The sequence below is a fragment of the Candidatus Mycobacterium wuenschmannii genome, from assembly GCF_030252325.1.
GTDB lineage: Bacteria > Actinomycetota > Actinomycetes > Mycobacteriales > Mycobacteriaceae > Mycobacterium > Mycobacterium wuenschmannii.
The window spans coordinates 3,472,993-3,493,109 of sequence record NZ_CP126981.1 but is presented as its reverse complement, the minus strand read 5'-3'; the positions used below and the strand labels follow the sequence as shown (position 1 = coordinate 3,493,109).

Sequence of the window (20,117 nt, the reverse complement as noted above, 5' to 3'; positions counted from 1 at the left end):
TCAGCCGCGGCGCAGCGGGGCGGGACTCCACAGGCCGCTGCGGGTGGCCGAGCCGAGGTCGAGTTCCGCGGTACCGGCGTCCGGGTAGTACGGCGTCAACTGCTGCAGCGCGCCCCAGTCGCGGGACCAGTCGTCCTTCAGATACGTCGGCACCGTGCTCGCGCGCGCCAGCAGTTCCGTCACGCCCAGCGGCCCGCCGCCGTTCTTGTCCATCACCGGCGAGTTGGCCTCGGCGCCGAACCGGTCGGGCAGGATCCGCCACCTCGGCACCTCGTCCACGCCGTTCTGGTGGCCGAACGGCCGCTGGCACGGGAAGGCAAGGCCGACAAGCCAATCCAGCATCACCGGCTCCGATGAACCGACCACGTCCTGCAGCGTGCGCAGGCGTGGAATCCGCGGCGGGGTGACGGCGATCCAGTGCTGCGGCGCCAGGTCCTCGTCGCTGACCACGACACGCACCTGGGTGGCGTCGGCGGGCAGCGCCGACAGCGGCGCCCGCAGGTTGCGCCAGGCGGGCGCGGCGCCGACGTCGTCGAGGCCGGTCGAGCCGCCGGGCTTGTTGTCCGCGGCCTGCTGGTCGTTGGCCCACTGGATTTCGACTTCGCCGTAGTTGAAGCGGCCCGCGGCCGACACCACCAGCAGCGGCCCGGACTCGCTGCGGGGCGGCAGTTTGTACCAGGCCGATCGCAGTCGGGCAGGCATCTGGACGCCGGGGCGCCAGCTGCCCAGCACCGGGGTGCGGGCCGGGTCGAGGCCGTAGGGCAGCCGCGCGCGGGAGCCGTTGACGCCGGGCGCGGCGGTGGTACCGCCCTCGGTGCCGGCTTCGCTGTTGGTGACGTTGCCGTCGTCGCTGACAAAGCTGCGGTCGCCGGGGCGTTCCATCACCGGGTCGGCAGACACCGTCGACGGGATGCCGTTGCTGTCGAAGCCCTCCGCGAAACCACCTGACAGCGCGTCTTTTTCGGCACCCGATACCGGCTGCAGCAGACCGGCGTTGGGGTCCTGCTCGACGAGCACGTCGGTGGCCAGGCCGCACGTCTTCCCGGCCAGCGCCTGCAGGTTCGAGCGGCCGACCGACCACGCCGGGTACTGGTCGGTCATGCCCAACGTCAACGACAGCACCTGGAAGAAGACCAGCGCCCATGCGGCAATGGCCAACGGCGACCGGATGATTCGGCCGAACCGCGAGTCGCGCGGCGGATCCGCGTCGCTCCCGCTCTTGACGAAGTGCAGCCAGGCCGCCAGCAGCGCTGCCAGAACGCTCAGTCCCAGGAAGCCCGTCGTGAAGCCGAAGTGCCACTGCGGGAAGGCGTTTGACCACGGCACCCCGAAGTTCGAGACGTACCACCAGCCGTTCACGCTGGCGAACGACAGCGCGACCACGAAGAGCACCACGGCGGCGAACAGCGTGCGGTTGCGCCGAGACCGCATCGCCACGGCGGTCACCGCCACCGCAGCGAGTGCGCCCAGCGACCCGGCCAGCCCGGCGAACACCCCGAAGTGGTGCGTCCACTTGGTCGGCGTGAACATCATCGCGATGAACGAGATCACCGTGATGCCGATGATGCGGCGACTCGGACCGGCCGCGGTGCCCGGAATTCGTCCCTTGCGCAACGTCATTGCCACCGACACGGCGAGCGCGACCAGCAACACCAGCAGCGCGAACCGCCGCGCGACCGATCCGTCGGGGCTGGCCATGAACAGTCGCTCGTAGCGGATGTGCTCGTCGAACCAGCTCAGGCTCGGGCCCAACGCCCGCTTGAGCGACGTCGCCTGCATTTCGCCGGCCAGCGTCTGGTCGCGGAAGATCAGGATGGCGTTCACGCTCACCGCGGCGACGATCGGCGCCAGCAGCGGCAGCACCCCGAAGCGTCGCGAGCGGCGGTGAATGATGGTGCGCAGCGGCCCAATTGCCACCAGCAGGGCGCCGATCGAGGCAATCCCGGTCGGGCCGGAGAACAGCGTCAACGCGCCGATGATGCACGCCGCCGCGACCGGCAGCAGCCGACTGGTGGCCACCGCGCGTTCGACCGAGCACCAGGTCAGCAGGATGCCGACCGCGATGATCGGCTCGGGCCGCAGTCCGTTGTCCAGCGGCAGCCACACCGCCAGGAAGGTACCGGCCGCCGTCCATGCCGCCGCCCGGCTGATCTTGACCGAGTGACCCAGCCGCGGGATGACCTCCCGGCTGATCACCCACCAGCACGCCAGCGCCATCAACAGCGTCGGCAGCCGCATCCAGATGCTCGCGGTGCTGACGTGCGCCCACAGCGCCAGCAGGTCGTAGTACCAGCCGAACGGCGCCTCCGGCGTGCCCAGCCAGCGGTAGTAGTTGGCCATGTAGCCGGCGTGCTCGGAGACCCGGGCCATCGTCAGGATGTAGCCGTCGTCGGCGGTGTTGGCGCCGACGAAGTGCCACCACACCAGCACCGCCGTGACCAGGCCGTCCAGCCCGCTCAGCGACCACCACCTCGGCGGCAGGAAGCGCCGGTGCCGGGTGCCGTCGGCGGTGTCGAGGACGTGCAGGGCGATCAGCGCGGCCAGCGTCAGCGCGACGCCGAGCACCATCGCGGCCATCTTCAACGGCGTGGGCGAGCTGCTGTAGCGGGTGTCGATCGTCGCCGAGAACGTCAGCCCGGGCGGCGCGGGACCGCTGAGGTCGGTGTAGACGCCGACGATCTGCGGGCGGAAGTCGTAGCCGCTGCGCTCGCCGCGCAGCGCCGCGCCGGGGTGTTCGGCGTTGGGCCCCTGCGTGAGGCCGACGAATTCGCCGATCACCCGGTCGGCGTGCGCGGTGAAGACCAGCTTCTGGCAGTCGGGGCCCAATACCTGGCTCAGCGGCGCGACGACCAGGGGCACGTTGCGCACGACCAGCACCAGGTCGTCGTTGGCGCGCTCGATCAACAGGCCGCGGTCGACGGCCTTGGGCGCCTGCTTGGGGACCGTCGAGAGCAGCACGGTCTTGCCCTGGCCCGTGAGGCCGGCGGCGGTCTGGCAGGGGATGTTGATGGTCAGGTCGGTCGCGACGTAGCCGATCAGCGGGGCCTCGACGCTGCCGAGCGCGCCGTTCTGGGGCCAGTTCAGTTGCGCGGTGGTCTGTTTGACCGGGAGCAGCGGGGTGGCGATGGCCAGCAGGGTGCCGAGCAGTCCGGCGACGACGGCGACGAGGCGGGCAGTCCGGTAGCTCCTGGCGCCCGTGTCTGTCACAGAGCTAGATGCTAATTGCTCGGCATCCGCCGCCTCGGTAGCCATCAGGGTTTGCGGACGGCCAGCACGAAGGGGCCGATTTTCGTCACGGTGAACCGCGGGTCGTCGAAGATCTTGGCGTTGAGTTCGACGGTGTAGCGGCGCACGTTGGGCTGGTTGGGATACACGTCCTCGGCCAACCGCAGGGTGTAGGTGCTCGACGCGCCCGCCGAGCCGCCGTGCCGTAGCAGGAACACCGTCGGCGGCGCCCACGGCAGCGTGTCCAGGGCGCGCACGAACGGGTCGGCGGTCTTGAGCTTTTCCCAGTCCTTGATCGTGGCCGCGCGCCTGTCGAATTGCGCGAGCGGGTTGGCGTAGTGCGAGGTCAACCCCTGGAAGCCGTAGTAGGGGTAGTAGGACAGGAAGCTGTAGTCGGCGGTCAGCACGACGGTTTCGTCGCGCGGCCTACCGGTCGCCTTGGTGATCGCCTGGTCGATCTCGGCATAGAACTTCTCCGAGCTCGGCGGACGCCGGTCGCCGCGCTGACCGTGGCCGTCGGTGTCGGTGTAGGCGATGGTCAGGTCGGGCCGCAGCACGTCGGGGATGTCCTGGGCGAACGCGATCGCGGCTGCCAGCCCGATCGCCGCCGCGACGGGCAGCCAGGCGCGGTTGCGCGTCGTCAACGCCTTGGTCCCCTCGACGAAGCCGAACACGCCGGCCGCCGTCAGCAACACCGTCAGCGTCGGCTGTAGCCGGAACGAGAGCAGCGTGGTGCGGGCCAGCGTGGTCAGCATCGACAGCAGCGACCAGGCGTAGATGGCCAGCACGCCGATCGCCAGCCCACCGGCACGCACCGACGACCGCGCCCGCACGACCAGCCACAGCGTGCCGAGCAGGCACAGCGCGCCCAGCAGCGTGAACTTCAGCATCGGGAATGTCAGCTCGGCGCCGTCGGCCGGCAGGTAGTGGAAGGCGCTGCCGCTGTTGCTGACCGGCCCGCGCGCCGCGTGGAGCAGGAACGGCAGCCAGGTGATCGACGCGATGGTCGCCGCGATGCCACCGATCGCGGCCAGCCTGACGAGCGGGTCCAGTGCTTGTCGCAGGCCCTGCTTCCATCGGACCGCCGTCACCGCCAGCGCCATCAGCACCAGGGTGAACGCGCTCACGGCGGGCAGCAGCGTGTAGCAGGTGGCCGCGACCCCGAGGAACGCCCCGGTTCCGATCACCGCGGCCCAACCGCCGTCGCGGGTGCCGCCGCGCAGCCCGGACCAGGCCAGGACGAACACCGGCGGCAACAGCACGGTGATCATCGCCGAGTACGGCTCCGGTGAGCTGTAGGCCAGCGTCACCGCGGCCGTCGCGGTTGTGACGATCAGCGCGTACTCGAATCGAATCAGTCTCGCCCACAACACCAATGCGACCGCGATCGCGATGGTGATCGACGTGATCGCCCACGGCTTGAAGGTCTCCCAGCCCGTCGAACCGGTCAGCGCAGCCACCCGTCCGCCGACCCAGAACCAGCCCGGGGGATAGAACGGCGGCAGCCCCGCGTAGGTCATGTCGTGCAGCGTCGACGAGTCGGTCAACCGCGTCAGGTACTCGGTGCGGAACTGCTGGTCGACCGAGATGCCGAACAGGTAGAGCTTGGTGGCGCCGAGCGGCATGCCCAGCGTCACCACCGAGAAAGCCGACACGAACACCAGGGCCAGCAGCCGCGCCACGACCCGTCGGCCGCGTCGGGAAGCCCAACCGGCACAGAGCAATCCGAGAATGCAGCCGACCTGACCGACCGTGGTCAGCGCGTGCAGTTGATTCGACGACGGGAAGGCCGGCCACTGCACCCGGCCGATGGCGGCCAGCGAGATCACCGAGACCGCCGCGGCGATCACGACCGCGATCACCATGTGGCCGACGGTGGCCAGCGCGCTGCGCATCTAGAGGGGCAACTTGCGGAAGATCGGCCGCGGGATGTGCCGCAGCACGGTCATCAGGTAGCGCACCGGGCCCGGTGCCCAGACGAGTTCCTTGCCCTTGGCCGCCGAGTTCACCGCCAGCTCGGCGATGAACTCCTTGTCGACGGTGAACGGCGCCTCCTTGGCCCCGGTCGCCTTCCAGTGTTCGAGCGTGGTGGTGGTGCGAACCTGGCCCGGCCGGATCACCAAAACGCGAACTCCATACTCGCGCAGCGCTTCTCCGAGACCGAGGTAAAAGCCGTCAAGGCCTGCTTTGGTGGAGCCGTAGACGAAGTTGGACCGTCGCACCCGCTCGCCGGCGACCGAGCTCATCGCGATGATGCGGCCGAAGCCCTGCGCGCGCATCTTCTCGCCGAGCAGCACACCGACGGAAACCGCTGCCGTGTAATTGACTTGGGCGATCTGCACGGCCTTGTGCTGGTCCTGCCAGAGTTCCTCGGCGTTGCCGAGTAGACCGAACGCGACGATCGCGACGTCGATGTCGCCTTCGGCGAAAGCCGCGTCGATGACCGTCGGATGGCTCGCGGTGTCGACGCCGTCGAAGTCGATCCACTCGACCGACTTGGCCCCCGCCGCCTTCATCTGCGCGATGGCCTTAACCTTGCCCGGGTGATTGGGCAGGTCCGCCAACACGATTCGGGCGTGCGCGTTGCGCAGGTAGCGCTCGCAGATCGCCAGCCCGATCTCCGACGTGCCGCCGAGCAGCAGGATGGACTGGGGGTTACCAACGGCGTCAAGCACCATTTACAGCAGCTCCAAACGTCGGGCCATGTCCGAGACGAAAACCCCGGTGGGATCGACCTTGCGGCGCACCGCAATCCACTCGTCGATGCGGGGATACATGGCGTGGAAGTTGTCGGCGCTGACCCGCGAGTCTTTGGCCGTGTAGACCCGACCGCCGAATTCCATGACGCGGGTGTCGAGTTCGTTGAGGAATTCGTTGACGCCGGGACGGTTCGGGAAGTCCATCGCGACGTTCCAGCCGGCCATCGGGAAGCTCAGTGGCGCCTTGTTGCCCGGCCCGAAGAGCTTGAAGACGTTGAGCGCGGAGTAGTGGCCGCGGGTCTGGATCCAGCGGATGATCGCCTTGAACTCCTCCAACGCATCCGGTGGCACCAGGAACTGGTGCTGCGCGAAACCCGTTGGGCCGTAGGCGTTGTTCCATCCGCTGACCAGGTCGAGCATGTGGTAGAACTGCGACAAATTCTGGATCTTGCCGCTGTAGGTGCCGCCGAGCCGGTAGTACACCTCGCCGATCGCCATGAAGGACAGCTTGTTCATCGCGCTGATCGGAAATATATTCGGCACCGAAAGCAATTGCGGCGCATCAAATTTCAGCGGATTCTTGGCCAGCTTGGGCGGCAGCTGGTCCAGCTTGGCCAGGCTGCCGCGGCTGATCGAGGCGCGGCCGAGCTTGGGCGGCGGGCTGATCAGATCGAACCAGGCGCTGGAATAGGTGTAGTTGTCCTCGGTGCCGTCCAGGTGCACCGCGACCGTCTCGTCGAGGTCGTGGGTGGCGATGCCGTCGGCGACGAAGTAGGCGGTCTCGGTCGGCGTCATCGCGATGACCGCCCGCAGCACGATGCCGGTGAGCCCGTTGCCGCCGACGGTGGCCCAGAACAACTCGGACTCCTCACCATCCGGCTCGAGGTGGCGGATCTGCCCGTCGGCGGTCAACAGGTCCATCGACACGACGTGGTTGCCGAAGCTGCCCGCGCTGTGGTGGTTCTTGCCGTGGATGTCGCAGGCGATCGCGCCGCCGACCGTGACCTGCCGAGTGCCCGGCAGCACCGGCACCCACAGCCCGAACGGCAGCGCGGCCTTCATCAGCTGGTCGAGGCTGACGCCGGCGTCCACCTCGGCCAACCGAGTGTCGGAGTCGATCGAATGGATCTTGTTGAGCGGCGTCATGTCGATGACCAGACCGCCGCCGTTCTGGGCGTTGTCCCCGTAAGAACGGCCCAGTCCGCGCGCGATCACGCCGCGCCCGCCGGCGTCGGCGACCTGGCCGACCGCCTTGGCGATCAGCTCGGTGTCAGGGGTCGACAGCACTTCCGCTACCGACGGCGCGGTGCGGCCAAACCCCATCAGCGGGGTTTTCGTGGTGGGAATGTCGCTGCTCAACATCGTCAAAGAGGGTACCCGCTGCAGGCTGCGGCTCAGCGCAGGCAGAGCATCGGGCAGCTCTCAGCTCTCGATAGCGGCGCTGACGTCCATGACTTGACCTCCGCCGTCGAGATAGGCCGCGAGCTGAGGTGATGCAGGCTCGAGCCCTGCCTTGCGGCGCTCGACCGCCGTCGAGGCGGCCCATTCGTGAGCCCGGTCTGACTTGCCGAGCTCTCGCCGATGGGGGCGCGGGATCCGGTACCACCCTTTCCACGAATTGTGCGGGTCGGCGAGCGCATCGGGCTTGGCGAGCATCGCCTCTCGCAGGTCCTTGTCCTCGTCCGGGAGTCCTGCTGCGACGCGTGCCAGCGATGCGCGCGGGGAGGCCTCGACGAACGCCAGGCCGCATTCCTGAGCTCGGTCCATCATCCAGAGCAACGGAATGTCGCTCAATCCGTGCTGCGAATAGCCGCCGCCCACGTCCCGGTGGACCCCGGTGAACCAGACCTGCTCGACGCGCTGGTTCGCCGACGTCGTCGTCCACAACGTCGGGCAGAACGAGTTTCGTTTCTCGTCGATCGCCAGTGCGTGGAACGCGGCGTCCACCGTCGAACTCAAGCTGGTGTCGTGAAATCGAGTTCGCCTGTTGAGAACCGCGATCAGCGCCGAACCGGTGATGGGGATGCCCATCGCTCCGACGGTGTCCCAGACACCGATGAAGCGAATGCGCGGCTCGTAGGAGTACGCACTCCGAAAGAGGGTCGACTCCACACTCTTCGGGTGGTTGGTGCTGCTTCTGCTCCGGTACAGCGCGAAAGCACGATCGATCAGCCCCGCGTTCTCGCGGCGCAGAATGCCGCAGTTGCGGATGAAGCCCACCGTGCTGCGCGCGGTGAACGCGCCGCGGCTGAACCCGAAGAAGTAGAGCTGGTCGCCGGGTTCGTAATTCTCGACGAGGAAGCGGTAGGTGTCGCGGATTGCGCGCGAAACGCCGAAACCGAACCCGCCACCGCTGATTCGCTCGGGGCGACGGGTGCCGACTCCCAGGCGGTAGAACGTACGTTGCTCTCGCCCGTTGCGGTCCTCGCGGGCAACGCTCAGCGCAACCTTGGTGACGTTCGTCGGCGTGGGGCTGTGCCGGTCTCGCTCGTCCGGACTGTCCCACGTCCCGTCGCAGCACACCACCAGACGTTTCGGCATGCCTCAGCATGCACGGTCGGCCGCTACCGCAGCCGGAAAATGACCGACCGCTGGACGACGAAGTTGATCACCGTCGCGGTGCCCTGCGCGATCACGAACGCGGCCGGCACCCGCCACGACACGTTGGCGAACTGCAGATAGAAGACGTAGTTGATGCCGACCTGCACGCAGAAGGTCAGCGCGTAGAGCACGCAGACCGCGATGAAGCGGGCCCGGCTCGGCGGCGCCTGGAACGTCCAGCGGCGGTTGATCAGGTAGGCCGTCGTGGTGCCCGCGATGAAGCTCAGCGACTTGGCGATGTTGACCTGCAGGCCCAGATGTAGCAGCAGGCTGTACAGCCCGAAGTCGACGATCGCGGACAGTCCGCCGGTGACGATGAAGCGCCACGCCTGGGTTTTCAGCGGCAACGGGGTGCTCGCCGCGATCTCGGTCATCGGCGCAGAGTCTACGGCTCGCGAGACAGCCGCCAGGGCTGTGCCCAGCGGCGAATCGCGACCCTGGCTTCAGTTTCGCGAAAAAGCGCCAAGCGAACTAGACCCAGTAGGCAACCCGCGCGCGGTACTGCCGCATCGCGAACGCCGCCACCAGCCAGCCCAGCACGGTCAGCCCGATCACGACGTACCAGTGCCGCAGCTCTTGGTGCGCCCCGAGCAGCGGCGCCCGGACTAGATCCAGGTAGTGCAGCAGCGGATTGAGCTCCACGATCTTCGACCACTGCCCGGCGCCCTGCTGGCGCAACGTGTCGTCGTTCCAGATGATCGGCGTCATGAAGAACAGCAGCTGCACGACGGAGAACAGCAGCGGCCCGATATCGCGAAACCGCGTCGACAGGATGCCGAAGCACAGCGACACCCAGACGCAGTTCAGCACGATCAGCCCCAGCGCCGGGATCACCGCCAGGTCGGCCCACGACCATGGCTTGGGGTAGATCATCGCGATGATCACGTAGATGACGATGTTGTGCCCGAACAGGATCATCTGCCGCCACACCAGCCGGTAGACGTGCACGCTCAGCGGGGTCGGCAGCTGCTTGATCAGTCCCTCGTTCGCGACGAACACGTCTGCGCCCTCGAGGATCGAGGCGTTGATCAGGTTCCAGATGATCAGCCCGAGCGTGACATACGGCAGGTGTACCGAGAGCTGAAGATGGAACAGCTTCGAGTACAACCCGCCCATCGCGACGGCGGTGGTGCCGGTGGCGATGGTGATCCAGAACGGACCCAGCACCGAGCGGCGGTAGCGCTGCTTGATGTCCTGCCAGCCGAGGTGCAGCCACAGCTCGCGGCGGCGATAGCCGTCGACCAGGTCGCCCCAGGCGCGGGTCATCGTCTTCGACTGCGCCGCAACATCAACGATGGTCATAGGGTTGGCCTTTCGAACTGTTCCCGGCGGCCCAGCCGGCGCAGCCGCAGCCATTCCAGCAGACCTTTGGGGTCGCGACGAGAAATAAGGAAGAACCAGCCGAACCGAAGCCATTCCTGCACAAGGAGTTTCCGCAGACCCGGCTGCGCCATCAGGTAGCCGCGGTTCCGGTAGGTGAAGTAACGCTTTGTCTCGTCGTCGGGGTACTGCGTGTGCATCCGCCCGCCGAGGATCGGCTTGAACTCCGCGGACCCGCAGGGATGCAGGTAGGCCGTGTCCAGGCAGGTCCCGAACGCCAGTCCGGAGCGGACCAGCCGGCGGTGCATCTCCACCTCGTCGCCGCGGACGAACAGCCGCAGGTCAGGAACGCCGATCGCCTCGAAAGCCGACGCTCGGAACAGCGCGCCATTGAACAGCGATGCGATGCCCGGCAATAGGTCCTGGCCGGCCTCGGTGCGCAGTTCGCTGACCAGTCGACGCCAGACCAGGCCGCGCCGCAACGGGAAGGCCAGCTTCGTCGGCTCGTCGGCGTTGCACACCATCGGTGACACCTCGTCGAGGCGGTGCTTGTCGGCGCAGGCCAGCAGCGTCGCCAAAACCTCGCTGTCGCGTGGGTGCCCGTCGTCGTCGGCAAGCCAGACCCAGTCGGCGCCGAGCGACAGGGCGTGCAGGATTCCGAGCGCGAAACCGCCTGCGCCGCCGAGGTTTCGGCGTGACGGGAGGTATATCGTCGAAATCGGTTGGCCAGCAACCAGATCGCGGACCTGGTCGCCCGCTTCGCCGTGAAAATCATTGTCCACGACGATCAACTGGTCCACCGGCCGGCTCTGGCTGCTCAGCACGTCCAGCGACTTGGCGAGCAGATCTACCCGCCGATGAGTGACGACGACGGCCGCCACAGTCCCGCTCATACGCTGTCGCGTTCGGTCTCCGCCAGCACCTCGCGCACGTGCCGGGCGGCGTCCTCGCCCTCGTACGCCCGCACGACGTCTTCGATGCTGCCGGTCTGCCGGATGACCCCGTGGTCGATCCACATCGCGGTCTTGCACAGCCGAGCCAGGAATTCGTTGGAATGGCTTGCGAACACCAGGATTCCGGAGCGCTCGACCAGGCTCTGCAGCCGCGTCTGCGCCTTCTTCAGGAAGTCGGCGTCGACGGCGCCGATGCCCTCGTCGAGCAGCAGGATCTCGGGGTCGATGCTGGTGACCACGCCCATCGCCAACCGCACCCGCATACCGGTGGAGTAGGTACGCAGCGGCATCGACAGGTAGTCGCCGAGTTCGGTGAAGTCGGCGATCTCGTCGACCTTGGCCAGCATCTGCTTACGGGTCTGCCCCAGGAACAGCCCGCGGATCAGAATGTTCTCGTAGCCGGAGATCTCCGGGTCCATACCGACGCCGAGGTCGAACACCGGCGCCACCCGGCCGCGGACGATCGCCGATCCGCGGGTCGGCTCGTAAATGCCCGAAAGTAGCCGCAGCAGAGTCGATTTCCCGGCGCCGTTGTGGCCGACCAGCCCGACCCGATCGCCGAGTTTCAGCGACATGGTGATGTCGCGCAGCGCCTCGATCACGACGACGTTGGACGCGTTGCGCCCGATCGAACCGCCCAGGAATGTCTTCTTCAGCGATCGCGACTTGGCGTCGAAGATCGGAAACTCCACCCACGCGTCGTGGGTCTCGATGTACGGGCTCGTCACATGCACTCGTAGGTGGTCAAAGGTATTGCCCAGAGCCTGGACCGCCCGAGCCCCCGGGGCCGGCCGGCAGACCCCGCTGCTCGCGCATCTGCTCGAGTTGCGCGCGGGCCGCCATCTGCTGGGCGAACAATGCGGTCTGGATGCCGTGGAACAAGCCCTCCAGCCAACCGACCAGCTGGGCCTGCGCGATCCGCAGCTCGGCGTCCGACGGAACGCTGCCTTCGGTGAACGGCAGCGACAGCCGATTGAGCTCGTCGCGCAATTCCGGCGCCAGACCGTCTTCGAGCTCGCGGATGCTGGTGGCGTGGATTTCGCGCAGCCGGGTGCGGCTGGCGTCGTCGAGCGGAGCCGCGCGCACCTCTTCGAGAAGTTGCTTGATCATGGTGCCGATCCGCATCACCTTGGCGGGCTGCTCGACCAGGTCGGTGATCGAGCGGTCGTCGTCCGAATCGGAGTCCGGGGCCATCGCCAGCAGGCGGGGGTCGACGCCGCCGATGACCTCGATGTCGTCGTCGTTACTCAATGCTTGTCACCCTTAGGAGTTGTCGGAGGAGGTCCCTGCCATTCGTAAATCCAGGCGTCACCGCCGTCGTAGATCTTCCTCCACCACTTCGAATGGTCAATAAACAGTAGTCCGTCGGGCACCTTGAACCCTCGAACTGTCGGCGCGCTGGTCAGGACGTAGCGGATGTTGAGCGCCCGGATTGCGTCGGGCACCAGCGCGCGCTTGTCCTCGGGTACCCCGGGCAGCGCATCGGCATCGGCGTAGGCCCAGAAGATGTAGCGGTAGTAGCCCGGGCCAGTCTGCTGCGGGAAGTCGTAGTGCGTCCACAGCGGGTGCAGGTCGGCGACGGCGTACATCCACGCGGTGCCGTCGACGTTCGAGTCGCCGATCAGGGTGTCCTTCGCGCCGGGCAACGAAGCCAGGTGAGCCATCGCGTCGAGATCGTGCTGGTTGACGATCACCGAGTCGTACTTGTCGCCGAACAACACCAGATGCCGGTACAGATAATGGCGGGCGGTCACCACGGTCGTCAGCGCCAGCAGCGTGACGGCCGTCGAAACCCACACGGCGTCAGGGATTTTGACGGATGTCCGGGTCACGACCTTGCGGGCCAGCGCCACCCCGCCCACCACCAGCGCGAACACCGCGACCGCGGCCGCCGGCGTCACCAACATCGTCACCACCGCCGACAGTCGGCGGGGGTCGTTGTAGAAGAACTGGCTGAAGTGCTCGATCGCGGCGCCGAGCGGATTGTGGAACGGCGCCCCCGAGTAGATGGTCGCGACGGTCAGCATGAGCCAGACCACCGGCGGCCACCAGATCCTCTTGTACAGCAGGATCGCCATGCCGACGCCGCTGAGCACCACGATGACGTACTGGATTGGGAAGTCGTTGAGGTGGCGGGTGTGCAGCAGCAACGCGTCGATCACGCCCTGCTTGACGGTCTTGAAGCTGGGGAAGGCGTGTCCGGCGATGATGTCGGCCTGCTTGGCCACCCCGATGAACTGCGGCGCCAGGATTACCAGCGCCGGCACCCCCGATGCCGCGAGCGTTAAAGCGTCAGCAAGCCGCCCGCGCACCGGATGCCACAGGACGTCCATCAGCCACCACGCGGCGGCGAACAGAATAACGACGAAGCCGCCCGTCAGGTGCACCGAGAAGACGCCGACCAGGGCCAGCACCGCCGCCGGGATGCGGTCGCGATGCACCAGCGTCGACGCGACCAACACAAATGTCGGGATCGCGACGCCGTAGGCCGCCAGGTTCGGCATGGCCGCGGTGCCGAACTCGACGTACGGCACGGACGTGAACGACGCCGACAGTGCCGCCGCCGTCGCGGCCAGGCCTGCGGCGTACGGCGTGCGTGGGCGGGCCAGATGCCACGTCAGCATCGCGGCGCTGGACGGAAACAGCCAGATCGCGGCCGCCACCGCGTTGACCGTGTAGCCGGTCGTCGGCGCGGCGCCGGTCAGCTGGCAATAGACCGCGGCCAGCGCGTGGAACACCGACGGGTAGTACAGCGGCTGATGAGTTTCGACGTTGCGCAGTTCGCCCATGTGCGTCGAGGACGCCTGGCCGGTGTCGAGCATGAAGCGGACGGTGTTGGCGTGCCAGACCGCATCCCACGTGCTGGGGATCGACTGCCAGTGCGTGAGGCCGCGGTAGGCCGCCCACATGATCAGCAACCCGCCCAGCACCACCCCCGCCGCGACCGTCAGCGCCTGCCGGCGGTCGATCCCGCGCGCCTGTGCCTCGGCGTCGCGGTAGCCGGCGAGCAACGGCTGCAGGCAGATCATCACGACGCAGGCCGCCGCCAACGCGGCCAGCGCCGTCCAACCGTTCCACGGAATCCCGATGGCGCCGAACGGGATTATCGCCAGCGCGACCACCCCGTAGGTCAGGACCGGGCCGACGGCGATCGCGATCGGCCACGTTAGCTGGGTGATTCGTCCGACGATGGCCCCCGGCACGATCAGCAAAAACAATGCGATCAGCGTTCCGAAGCAGAGCCCCACGCGACTAGTATGGCTGGCCGGGTGACCTGGCTCAGGATGGTGGGCTGGTATCCGGGCCGCCCGCTACCGTCACGGTTCCTCTTATTGTGCATAGCTCTAAGGTGGCTGGTATGGCATACGACGTCGCCCGAGTGCGCGGGTTGCACCCGTCGCTCGGGGACGGATGGGTGCACCTCGACGCGCCGACCGGCATGCTGATCCCCGACTCGGTTGCCACCACGGTCTCGACGGCCTTCCGCGGCTCGTTCCCCAGCACCGTCGGCCCGCATCCCTCGGCCAAGCGCAGCGCAGCCGTGCTCGACGCGGCGCGCCAGGCGGCGGCCGACCTGGTCAACGCCGATCCCCGCGGCGTGGTGCTCGGCGCCGACCGCGCGGTGTTGCTGGCGTCGCTGGCCGACGCCTCCTCGACGCGCGCCGGCCTGGGCTACGAGATGGTCGTCACCCGGCTCGACGACGAGGCCAACATCGCGCCCTGGTTGCGCGCGGCGAACCGGTTCGGCGCCAAGGTCAAGTGGGCCGAGGTGGACATCGAGACCGGCGACCTGCCGTCGTGGCAGTGGGAAGGCCTGATCGGTCAGGCGACCCGGCTGGTCGCCGTGAGCTCGGCGTCAGGGACCCTCGGCACGCTCACCGATCTGCGGCCGGTGACGAAGTTGGTGCACGACGTAGGCGGGTTCGTCGTCGTCGACCACTCCGCCGCGGCGCCCTACCGGCTGATCGACATCGACGACATCGACGCCGACGTGGTGGCGATCAACGCCGTCAACTGGGGCGGCCCGCCGGTCGGCGCGTTGGTGTTCCGCGACCCGGCGATGATCAACACCTTCACCTCGGTGTCCACCAACCCCTACGCCACCGGGCCCGGCCGGCTCGAGGTCGGCGTACACCAGTTCGGCCTGCTCGGCGGCTTCGTCGCCAGCATCGAATACCTGGCCTCGCTCGACGAGTCGGCCCGCGGCACCCGGCGCGAAAGGCTGTCCACCTCACTGCAATCCGCGACGACCTACATGGACGGCATCTTCGAGTACCTGATGGGCTCGTTGCGCTCGCTGCCGCGGGTAGTGGTGATCGCGCGGCCCGATTCGCGCATCCCGGTGGTCAGCTTCGCAGTGCACGATGTGCCGGCCGAGCGGGTTGTGCAGCGGCTGGCCGACAATGGGATCCTGGCTATCTCGAACGCCAACTCGCGGGTGCTCGACGTGATCGGCGTCAACGACGTCGGCGGCGCGGTCACCGTCGGCCTCGCGCACTACTCGACGATGGCCGAGGTCGACCAACTCGTCCGCGCTCTCGCCTCGCTGGGCTGACTAGACGGTCAGTACGACCTTCCCCGTCACCTCGCCCGACTGCAGCAACCGGTGCGCCTCGCCGGCCTCCTGAATCGGCACCCGCTTGCCGATCACCGGCCGCACCCGCCCGTCGGCGATCATCGGCCACACCGACTCGGTTACGGCGGCGACGACCTCGCTCTTGCTGCCCGGTCCGTTAGTCGGACGTGCCCGCAGCGTGGTGCCGATGACGTGGGCGCGTTTGCCCATCAGCTTGCCGATGTTGAGTTCGCCTTTGACCCCGCCCTGCATGCCGATGATGACCAGGCGGCCGCCGGTGGCCAGCGCGTCGATGTTCCGGTCGAGATACGCGGCGCCCATGATGTCGAAGATGACGTCGGCACCCCTGCCGTCGGTCGCCGAGCGGATCCGCTCGACGAAGTCGTCTTCGCGGTAGTTGATCAGGATCTCGGCGCCGAGTTCGCGGCAGGACTCCAGCTTCTCCGGCGATCCCGCGGTGACGGCGACCCGGGCGCCCAACGCCGTGCCGATCTGGATCGCGTGGCTGCCGACACCGCTGGCGCCGCCGTGCATCAGCAGAGTCTGGCCCTCGCTCAGATGCGCCGTCATGACCAGGTTCGACCAGACCGTGCAGGCGACCTCGGGCACACCGGCGGAGTCCACGAGGTCGAGTCCGGCGGGGTGCGGCAGCAACTGGCCGACCGGCACCGCGACGTATTCGGCATAGCCGCCGCCTGCCAGCAGCGCGCAGACCTCCTGGCCTGGCGACCAATCCGCGACCTCGTCGCCGACCGCTTCGATGACGCCGGAGACCTCCATGCCCAGCAGTTCGCTGGCGCCCGGTGGCGGCGGATAGAGCCCGGCGGCCTGCAACAGGTCGGCCCGGTTGACTCCGGCAGCGGTGACCTTGATCAGCACCTCACCCGCGCCCACGCTGACGTCGGGGACCTGCTGCCAGACAAGTCGGTCGGCGGATTCGGCGACGATGCCATACATGCCCGCCACGCTACTAGCCCCTGTTCCAAAGGCGATGTGTCAAATAGCATGACGTGATGGCCGCCCTGATTGCCGGCCGGACAGCCAGTGAGATGCCCGGGCTGGATATCGCTGAGCAGAAATCGTGGCAGAACTTCCTGGATTCCACCCTGCGGCTGTATGCGACGCTGAACCGCCAACTCACTGAGGCGCATCAGCTGTCGCTGTTCGACGTCAGGGTTCTCGATCTGCTGGACCACGCTCCGACGGGCTGCGCCCGGATGGGCGATCTGGCCGAGGCGCTGGCGTCGTTGCCGAGCCGGCTGACGCGTCAGGTCCGCCGACTGGAGACGCAGGGATTGGTACGACGCGAGGCCAGTCAGGACGATCGGCGCGGCGTTGTCGCAGAGATCACCGACGAGGGCCGGACTGTCGCGCGGCACGCGATGACGACCTACGCCGACGCGATCCGGGTGCATTTCCTCGGCCCGCTGTCGCGCTCGCAGGTCGTCGCGGTGGGGGAGAACTGCCGCCGGATCAGCGCCGCGCTGAAGGGATCTCAGTAACCCCGGGGACGTCCAGCCCGCTACCCTTGTCGACGGTGGCGTGGCAGAGCGGCCTAATGCACTCGCCTTGAAAGCGAGAGACGGCCAAAACCGTCCGGGGGTTCAAATCCCTCCGCCACCGCTCTCACACGTGGCCGATGACCGAGTAGGCCAGATGCAGGCCAACCCCGGTCGAGACCGCGATGATCACCAGCGACGCAGCCGGCCAGAACCACATCGTCCATTTGCCGATAGCGGTGACGATGACGCCGATGACGCCGATCAGGACGGCCACCCCGACTCCGCCCCAGGTGGTCAGGTAGGCGGCCCCGAGCGCGTCGTAATCACATTTGCGCGAGCCACAAGAGTCGGTGGCCATGATGAAGAAGAACGAGAACGCCACGGCGCCGAGTGCGCCGGCGCCGGCAAGCACCGACAAGATGACGGTCAAGGTGATGTCGGTGACCGTGTGTCGCTTCGGCGGCGCGGGCGGCGGGTAGTACGGATACTGCGGTTGCACCGCTCAACTATGGCGCAGGATCCTCAAACGCGCGGGATCTCCGCGGCGATGCGGTCCATGAGCGCGGTGTACCGCTTGACCTCGGGGTCTCGGCCCGGCTTGCCGCTGCTGACCACGCCCGCTGCCAGCGCACGCTCCGGGTCATTCCAGATCGCGCAGTTGACCAGGCCCAAGTGGCCGAACGCGTGCGGCGCGCCGCGACCGAACGGGCCGAATCTCTTAGTGCCGAGCTGGAATCCGGTACCCCAGCGGGCCGGCAGCAGACCTGTCGCGACGTCCGGCCGCAGGCGCCGACACTGCTTCGCCGCGTCCTGCAGCGTCTCCGGACTCATCACCCGCACACCGTCGAGTTCGCCTCCGCGACGCCATATTTCGGCGAACCGCGACATCTCGGCGGCATTCGAGATGGTGTTCGACGACGGGACGATGGTTTTCAGGAACAGCGGCGTGTTGGTGATCGGGATGATCTCGTGGGTGGTGCCGCCGATCGCCTTACGGAAGGCCGCGGCGATCGGTGCGGGCAGCAATGGGTGCCCGGTGGGATGGCTGTGCGCGACCAGTGGAATGTCCTCTTCTGCCACTCCGAAATTCGTCCACCGGAAGTTCAGCGGGTCGAGGATGTCGGTTGCCAGAATCTCGCGAATTTCCTTACCCGTTGTGGCGTAGACGATTTCGCGCATCAGCGGACCCCAGGTCAGAGCGTGATAGATGTGCACCAGGCCCGGGCGGTAGAACGGCCGCAACTGGCCGAGCATCTCCTGCGCGTACTCGTGGTCGTCGGCCCGCTTGAGGTCCGGTTTCGGTCCGGTGGGGAACGGAACGCCGGCACTGTGCGTGAGCACATGCCGGATGGTGGTGCGGTCTTTGCCGTGGCTGGTGTACGTCGGGATGTACTCGCAGACCTTGTCGTCGAGCGAGAAGTGGCCGCGTTCGACAAGCATGTGCACGACGGTTGCGGTGATCGCCTTCGCCGAGGAGTAGACGCAGAACGGGGTGTCGGTCCGAACGGCGATCTGCTCGGCGTCGGGGGCGTCGGTGGGTGCGTTGCCCCAGCCATGCCCGATCGCCCGATTCAGCACGACTCGGCCGTTGTGCCGCAGGCAGACCTGGATCGCCGGATGCATGCCGGCCTGGTACCAGTGCTTGGCGGCGCCCCAGATTCGTTCGACGGCCCGCGGGTCGATACCGGAATGGTCTTCGTCGCCGATGTCGGTGACGGCGTCGAGGTCTGCCGGGACCCGGATTCTGCCCTGTGCGTCGTCCATGCCGCGAGGGTACGTGGAAGCCGCTTGGCCGAGTTATCCACAGTTGAACGGTTATCCACAGATGGGCGTTCAACAGGGGATTTCGTCACCGAGGCTCGTTATAATTCGAACATGCGTTCGAGTAGTCGTGATGAGGTTGTCGGGGTGCTCGACGCCCTGGAGGCCGGCTACAAAGCGGCCCTCGACCTGAGCTTCGACGCGTTGACCACTCCGGAGCGCCTCGCGGTGCTGGAACGCTTCGAGACGTTTCGGCGGATGCAGCCCGCGATCGAGCACGCACTGCTCACCGAGTTGGCCCGGGTGGAGCCTGCGGTGTTGGGCGGCAAACTCGCCCCGGTGTTGGCCGATCGGTTGCGGATCACCCGTGCCGAGGCGTCCCGCCGGATGCACGAAGCCGAGGATCTGGGCGAGCGGACCGCGCTGAACGGGGAGCCGCTACCGCCGGTATTGGAGGCCACCGCCGCCGCGCAGCGCAACGGGCACGTGGGTGCCGGTCATATCGCGGTGATCCGCTCGTTCTGGCAGCGGATCCCCGACTTCGTCGACGTCGAGACCCGCGGCATCGCCGAAGCCAAGCTGGCTGACCTGAGCCTGCAGCACTGGCCCGACGAGTTGGCCAAGCTCGCCGACAAGTTGATGGACTGTCTCAACCCCGACGGCGACTTCACCGACGTCGACCGCGCCAAACGGCGCGGCGTCACGATCGGTAAGCAAGACATCGACGGCATGAGCAAGGTGACCGGCTACCTGACGCCCGAGGCCCGGGCGACGTGGGACACGGTGTTCGCCAAGCTCGCCGCCCCCGGCATGTGCAACCCCGACGACGATGTGCCGTGCGTCAGCGGGACCCCGTCCGAAGCCCAGATCCAAGGCGACACCCGCGGCCCGGCGCAGCGCACCCACGACGCGCTCCTGGCCGCCGGCCGAGCACTGCTGGCCTCCGGCGATCTGGGTCAGCACAACGGGCTGCCCGCCAGCATCATCGTCACCACCACCCTGCAAGAACTCGAGAACGGCGCCGGCCGCGGCCTCACCAGCGGCGGCACCCTACTGCCGATGAGCGACGTGATCCGGCTCGGCTCCCACGCCCACCACTACCTGGCGATCTTCGACAACGGCAAAGCCCTGGCGCTGTATCACACCAAACGCCTGGCCACCCCGGCCCAGCGCCTCGTCCTCCACGCCAGGGATCGTGGCTGCACCTTCCCGGGCTGCCCTACGCCCGCCGACCGGTGCGAGGTCCACCACGACGACCCCTACCGAAACAACCCCGTCACCGACGTCAACACCCTCACCCTCGCCTGCCACCCCAACCATGAGATGACCGAAAAAGGCTGGAAGACCCGCAAGAACCACCGGTATGAAACCGAATGGATCCCACCACCCCACCTCGACCACGGTCAGTCGAGAATCAACACCTACCACCACCCCGAAAAACTGCTACGGGACAGCGACGACGACGAAGCGCCGTAATGCG

The 20,117-nt window shown here is 67.5% G+C and carries 17 protein-coding genes and 1 tRNA gene; 4 read left to right on the top strand and 14 right to left on the bottom strand.

The window, feature by feature from the left end:
* The 11 genes from PT015_RS16825 to PT015_RS16775 all read right to left on the bottom strand — a co-directional run bounded on the left by PT015_RS16825 (position 1) and on the right by PT015_RS16775 (position 14,046).
* Positions 1-3,252: an arabinosyltransferase domain-containing protein gene (locus PT015_RS16825; RefSeq protein ID WP_285185951.1), complete on the bottom strand. Its 3,252-nt coding sequence runs from the start codon at positions 3,250-3,252 to the stop codon at positions 1-3.
* Entirely contained in the window at positions 3,252-5,120 is a 1,869-nt protein-coding gene (locus tag PT015_RS16820) for a galactan 5-O-arabinofuranosyltransferase (protein WP_285185950.1), read from the bottom strand. Before PT015_RS16820 ends, PT015_RS16825 begins: the two co-directional genes overlap by 1 nt.
* Positions 5,121-5,903: a decaprenylphospho-beta-D-erythro-pentofuranosid-2-ulose 2-reductase gene (locus tag PT015_RS16815; RefSeq protein ID WP_285185947.1), complete on the bottom strand. Its 783-nt coding sequence runs from the start codon at positions 5,901-5,903 to the stop codon at positions 5,121-5,123.
* Positions 5,904-7,286 (bottom strand): FAD-binding oxidoreductase, encoded by a 1,383-nt coding sequence (locus PT015_RS16810; protein WP_285185945.1) that lies wholly within the window; start codon positions 7,284-7,286, stop codon positions 5,904-5,906. It abuts the gene before it with no gap.
* A gap of 60 nt (positions 7,287-7,346) precedes the next feature.
* Positions 7,347-8,465: a DUF2235 domain-containing protein gene (locus PT015_RS16805; protein ID WP_285185944.1), complete on the bottom strand. Its 1,119-nt coding sequence runs from the start codon at positions 8,463-8,465 to the stop codon at positions 7,347-7,349.
* A 23-nt stretch (positions 8,466-8,488) separates the two neighbouring features.
* The gene (locus tag PT015_RS16800; protein WP_285185941.1) at positions 8,489-8,899 is read right to left on the bottom strand and encodes a GtrA family protein; all 411 of its coding nucleotides are present in this window, start codon (positions 8,897-8,899) and stop codon (positions 8,489-8,491) included.
* 97 nt (positions 8,900-8,996) lie between these two features.
* Positions 8,997-9,827 (bottom strand): galactan export ABC transporter permease subunit Wzm/RfbD, encoded by an 831-nt coding sequence (gene wzm, locus PT015_RS16795; protein WP_285185940.1) that lies wholly within the window; start codon positions 9,825-9,827, stop codon positions 8,997-8,999.
* Positions 9,824-10,738 (bottom strand): galactofuranosyltransferase GlfT1, encoded by a 915-nt coding sequence (gene glfT1 / locus PT015_RS16790; RefSeq protein ID WP_285185938.1) that lies wholly within the window; start codon positions 10,736-10,738, stop codon positions 9,824-9,826. Before glfT1 ends, wzm begins: the two co-directional genes overlap by 4 nt.
* On the bottom strand, positions 10,735-11,526 hold the full coding sequence (gene wzt, locus PT015_RS16785) for a galactan export ABC transporter ATP-binding subunit Wzt/RfbE (protein WP_285185936.1): 792 nt from the start codon (positions 11,524-11,526) through the stop codon (positions 10,735-10,737). Before wzt ends, glfT1 begins: the two co-directional genes overlap by 4 nt.
* A 16-nt stretch (positions 11,527-11,542) precedes the next feature.
* Positions 11,543-12,049, bottom strand: a complete 507-nt coding sequence (locus PT015_RS16780) for a bacterial proteasome activator family protein (protein WP_285185934.1) — start codon at positions 12,047-12,049, stop codon at positions 11,543-11,545.
* Positions 12,046-14,046 (bottom strand): DUF6541 family protein, encoded by a 2,001-nt coding sequence (locus tag PT015_RS16775; protein WP_285185932.1) that lies wholly within the window; start codon positions 14,044-14,046, stop codon positions 12,046-12,048. The genes PT015_RS16780 and PT015_RS16775 overlap by 4 nt, the downstream gene beginning before the upstream one ends.
* Before the next feature lie 110 nt (positions 14,047-14,156).
* On the opposite strand from PT015_RS16775, the gene PT015_RS16770 reads away from it, so the two are divergent.
* Entirely contained in the window at positions 14,157-15,353 is a 1,197-nt protein-coding gene (locus PT015_RS16770; RefSeq protein ID WP_285185931.1) for a cysteine desulfurase-like protein, read from the top strand.
* Here the strand turns inward: PT015_RS16770 and PT015_RS16765 are convergent, their stop codons facing one another.
* Positions 15,354-16,331, bottom strand: a complete 978-nt coding sequence (locus tag PT015_RS16765) for an NAD(P)H-quinone oxidoreductase (RefSeq protein WP_285185928.1) — start codon at positions 16,329-16,331, stop codon at positions 15,354-15,356.
* Positions 16,332-16,387: 56 nt separating this feature from the next.
* Here PT015_RS16765 and PT015_RS16760 point away from each other — a divergent pair, with 56 nt between their 5' ends.
* Together PT015_RS16760 and PT015_RS16755 are read left to right on the top strand one after the other, a co-directional pair.
* Positions 16,388-16,876: a MarR family winged helix-turn-helix transcriptional regulator gene (locus PT015_RS16760; protein ID WP_285185925.1), complete on the top strand. Its 489-nt coding sequence runs from the start codon at positions 16,388-16,390 to the stop codon at positions 16,874-16,876.
* 34 nt (positions 16,877-16,910) lie between these two features.
* Positions 16,911-16,997: transfer RNA gene (locus PT015_RS16755), tRNA-Ser, on the top strand.
* 3 nt (positions 16,998-17,000) lie between these two features.
* Here the strand turns inward: PT015_RS16755 and PT015_RS16750 are convergent.
* Together PT015_RS16750 and lipE are read right to left on the bottom strand one after the other, a co-directional pair.
* Positions 17,001-17,375, bottom strand: coding sequence for a hypothetical protein (locus tag PT015_RS16750; protein WP_285185923.1), 375 nt, complete (start codon positions 17,373-17,375; stop codon positions 17,001-17,003).
* Between the two features lie 23 nt (positions 17,376-17,398).
* The gene (gene lipE, locus PT015_RS16745) at positions 17,399-18,640 is read right to left on the bottom strand and encodes a lipase LipE (protein WP_285185920.1); all 1,242 of its coding nucleotides are present in this window, start codon (positions 18,638-18,640) and stop codon (positions 17,399-17,401) included.
* 111 nt (positions 18,641-18,751) lie between these two features.
* Between lipE and PT015_RS16740 the strand changes: the two genes are divergently transcribed.
* Positions 18,752-20,113 carry an HNH endonuclease signature motif containing protein gene (locus PT015_RS16740; protein ID WP_285185919.1) on the top strand — a complete coding sequence of 454 codons (1,362 nt, stop codon included), beginning with the start codon at positions 18,752-18,754 and terminating at the stop codon, positions 20,111-20,113.
* The last annotated feature ends 4 nt before the right edge of the window (positions 20,114-20,117 follow it).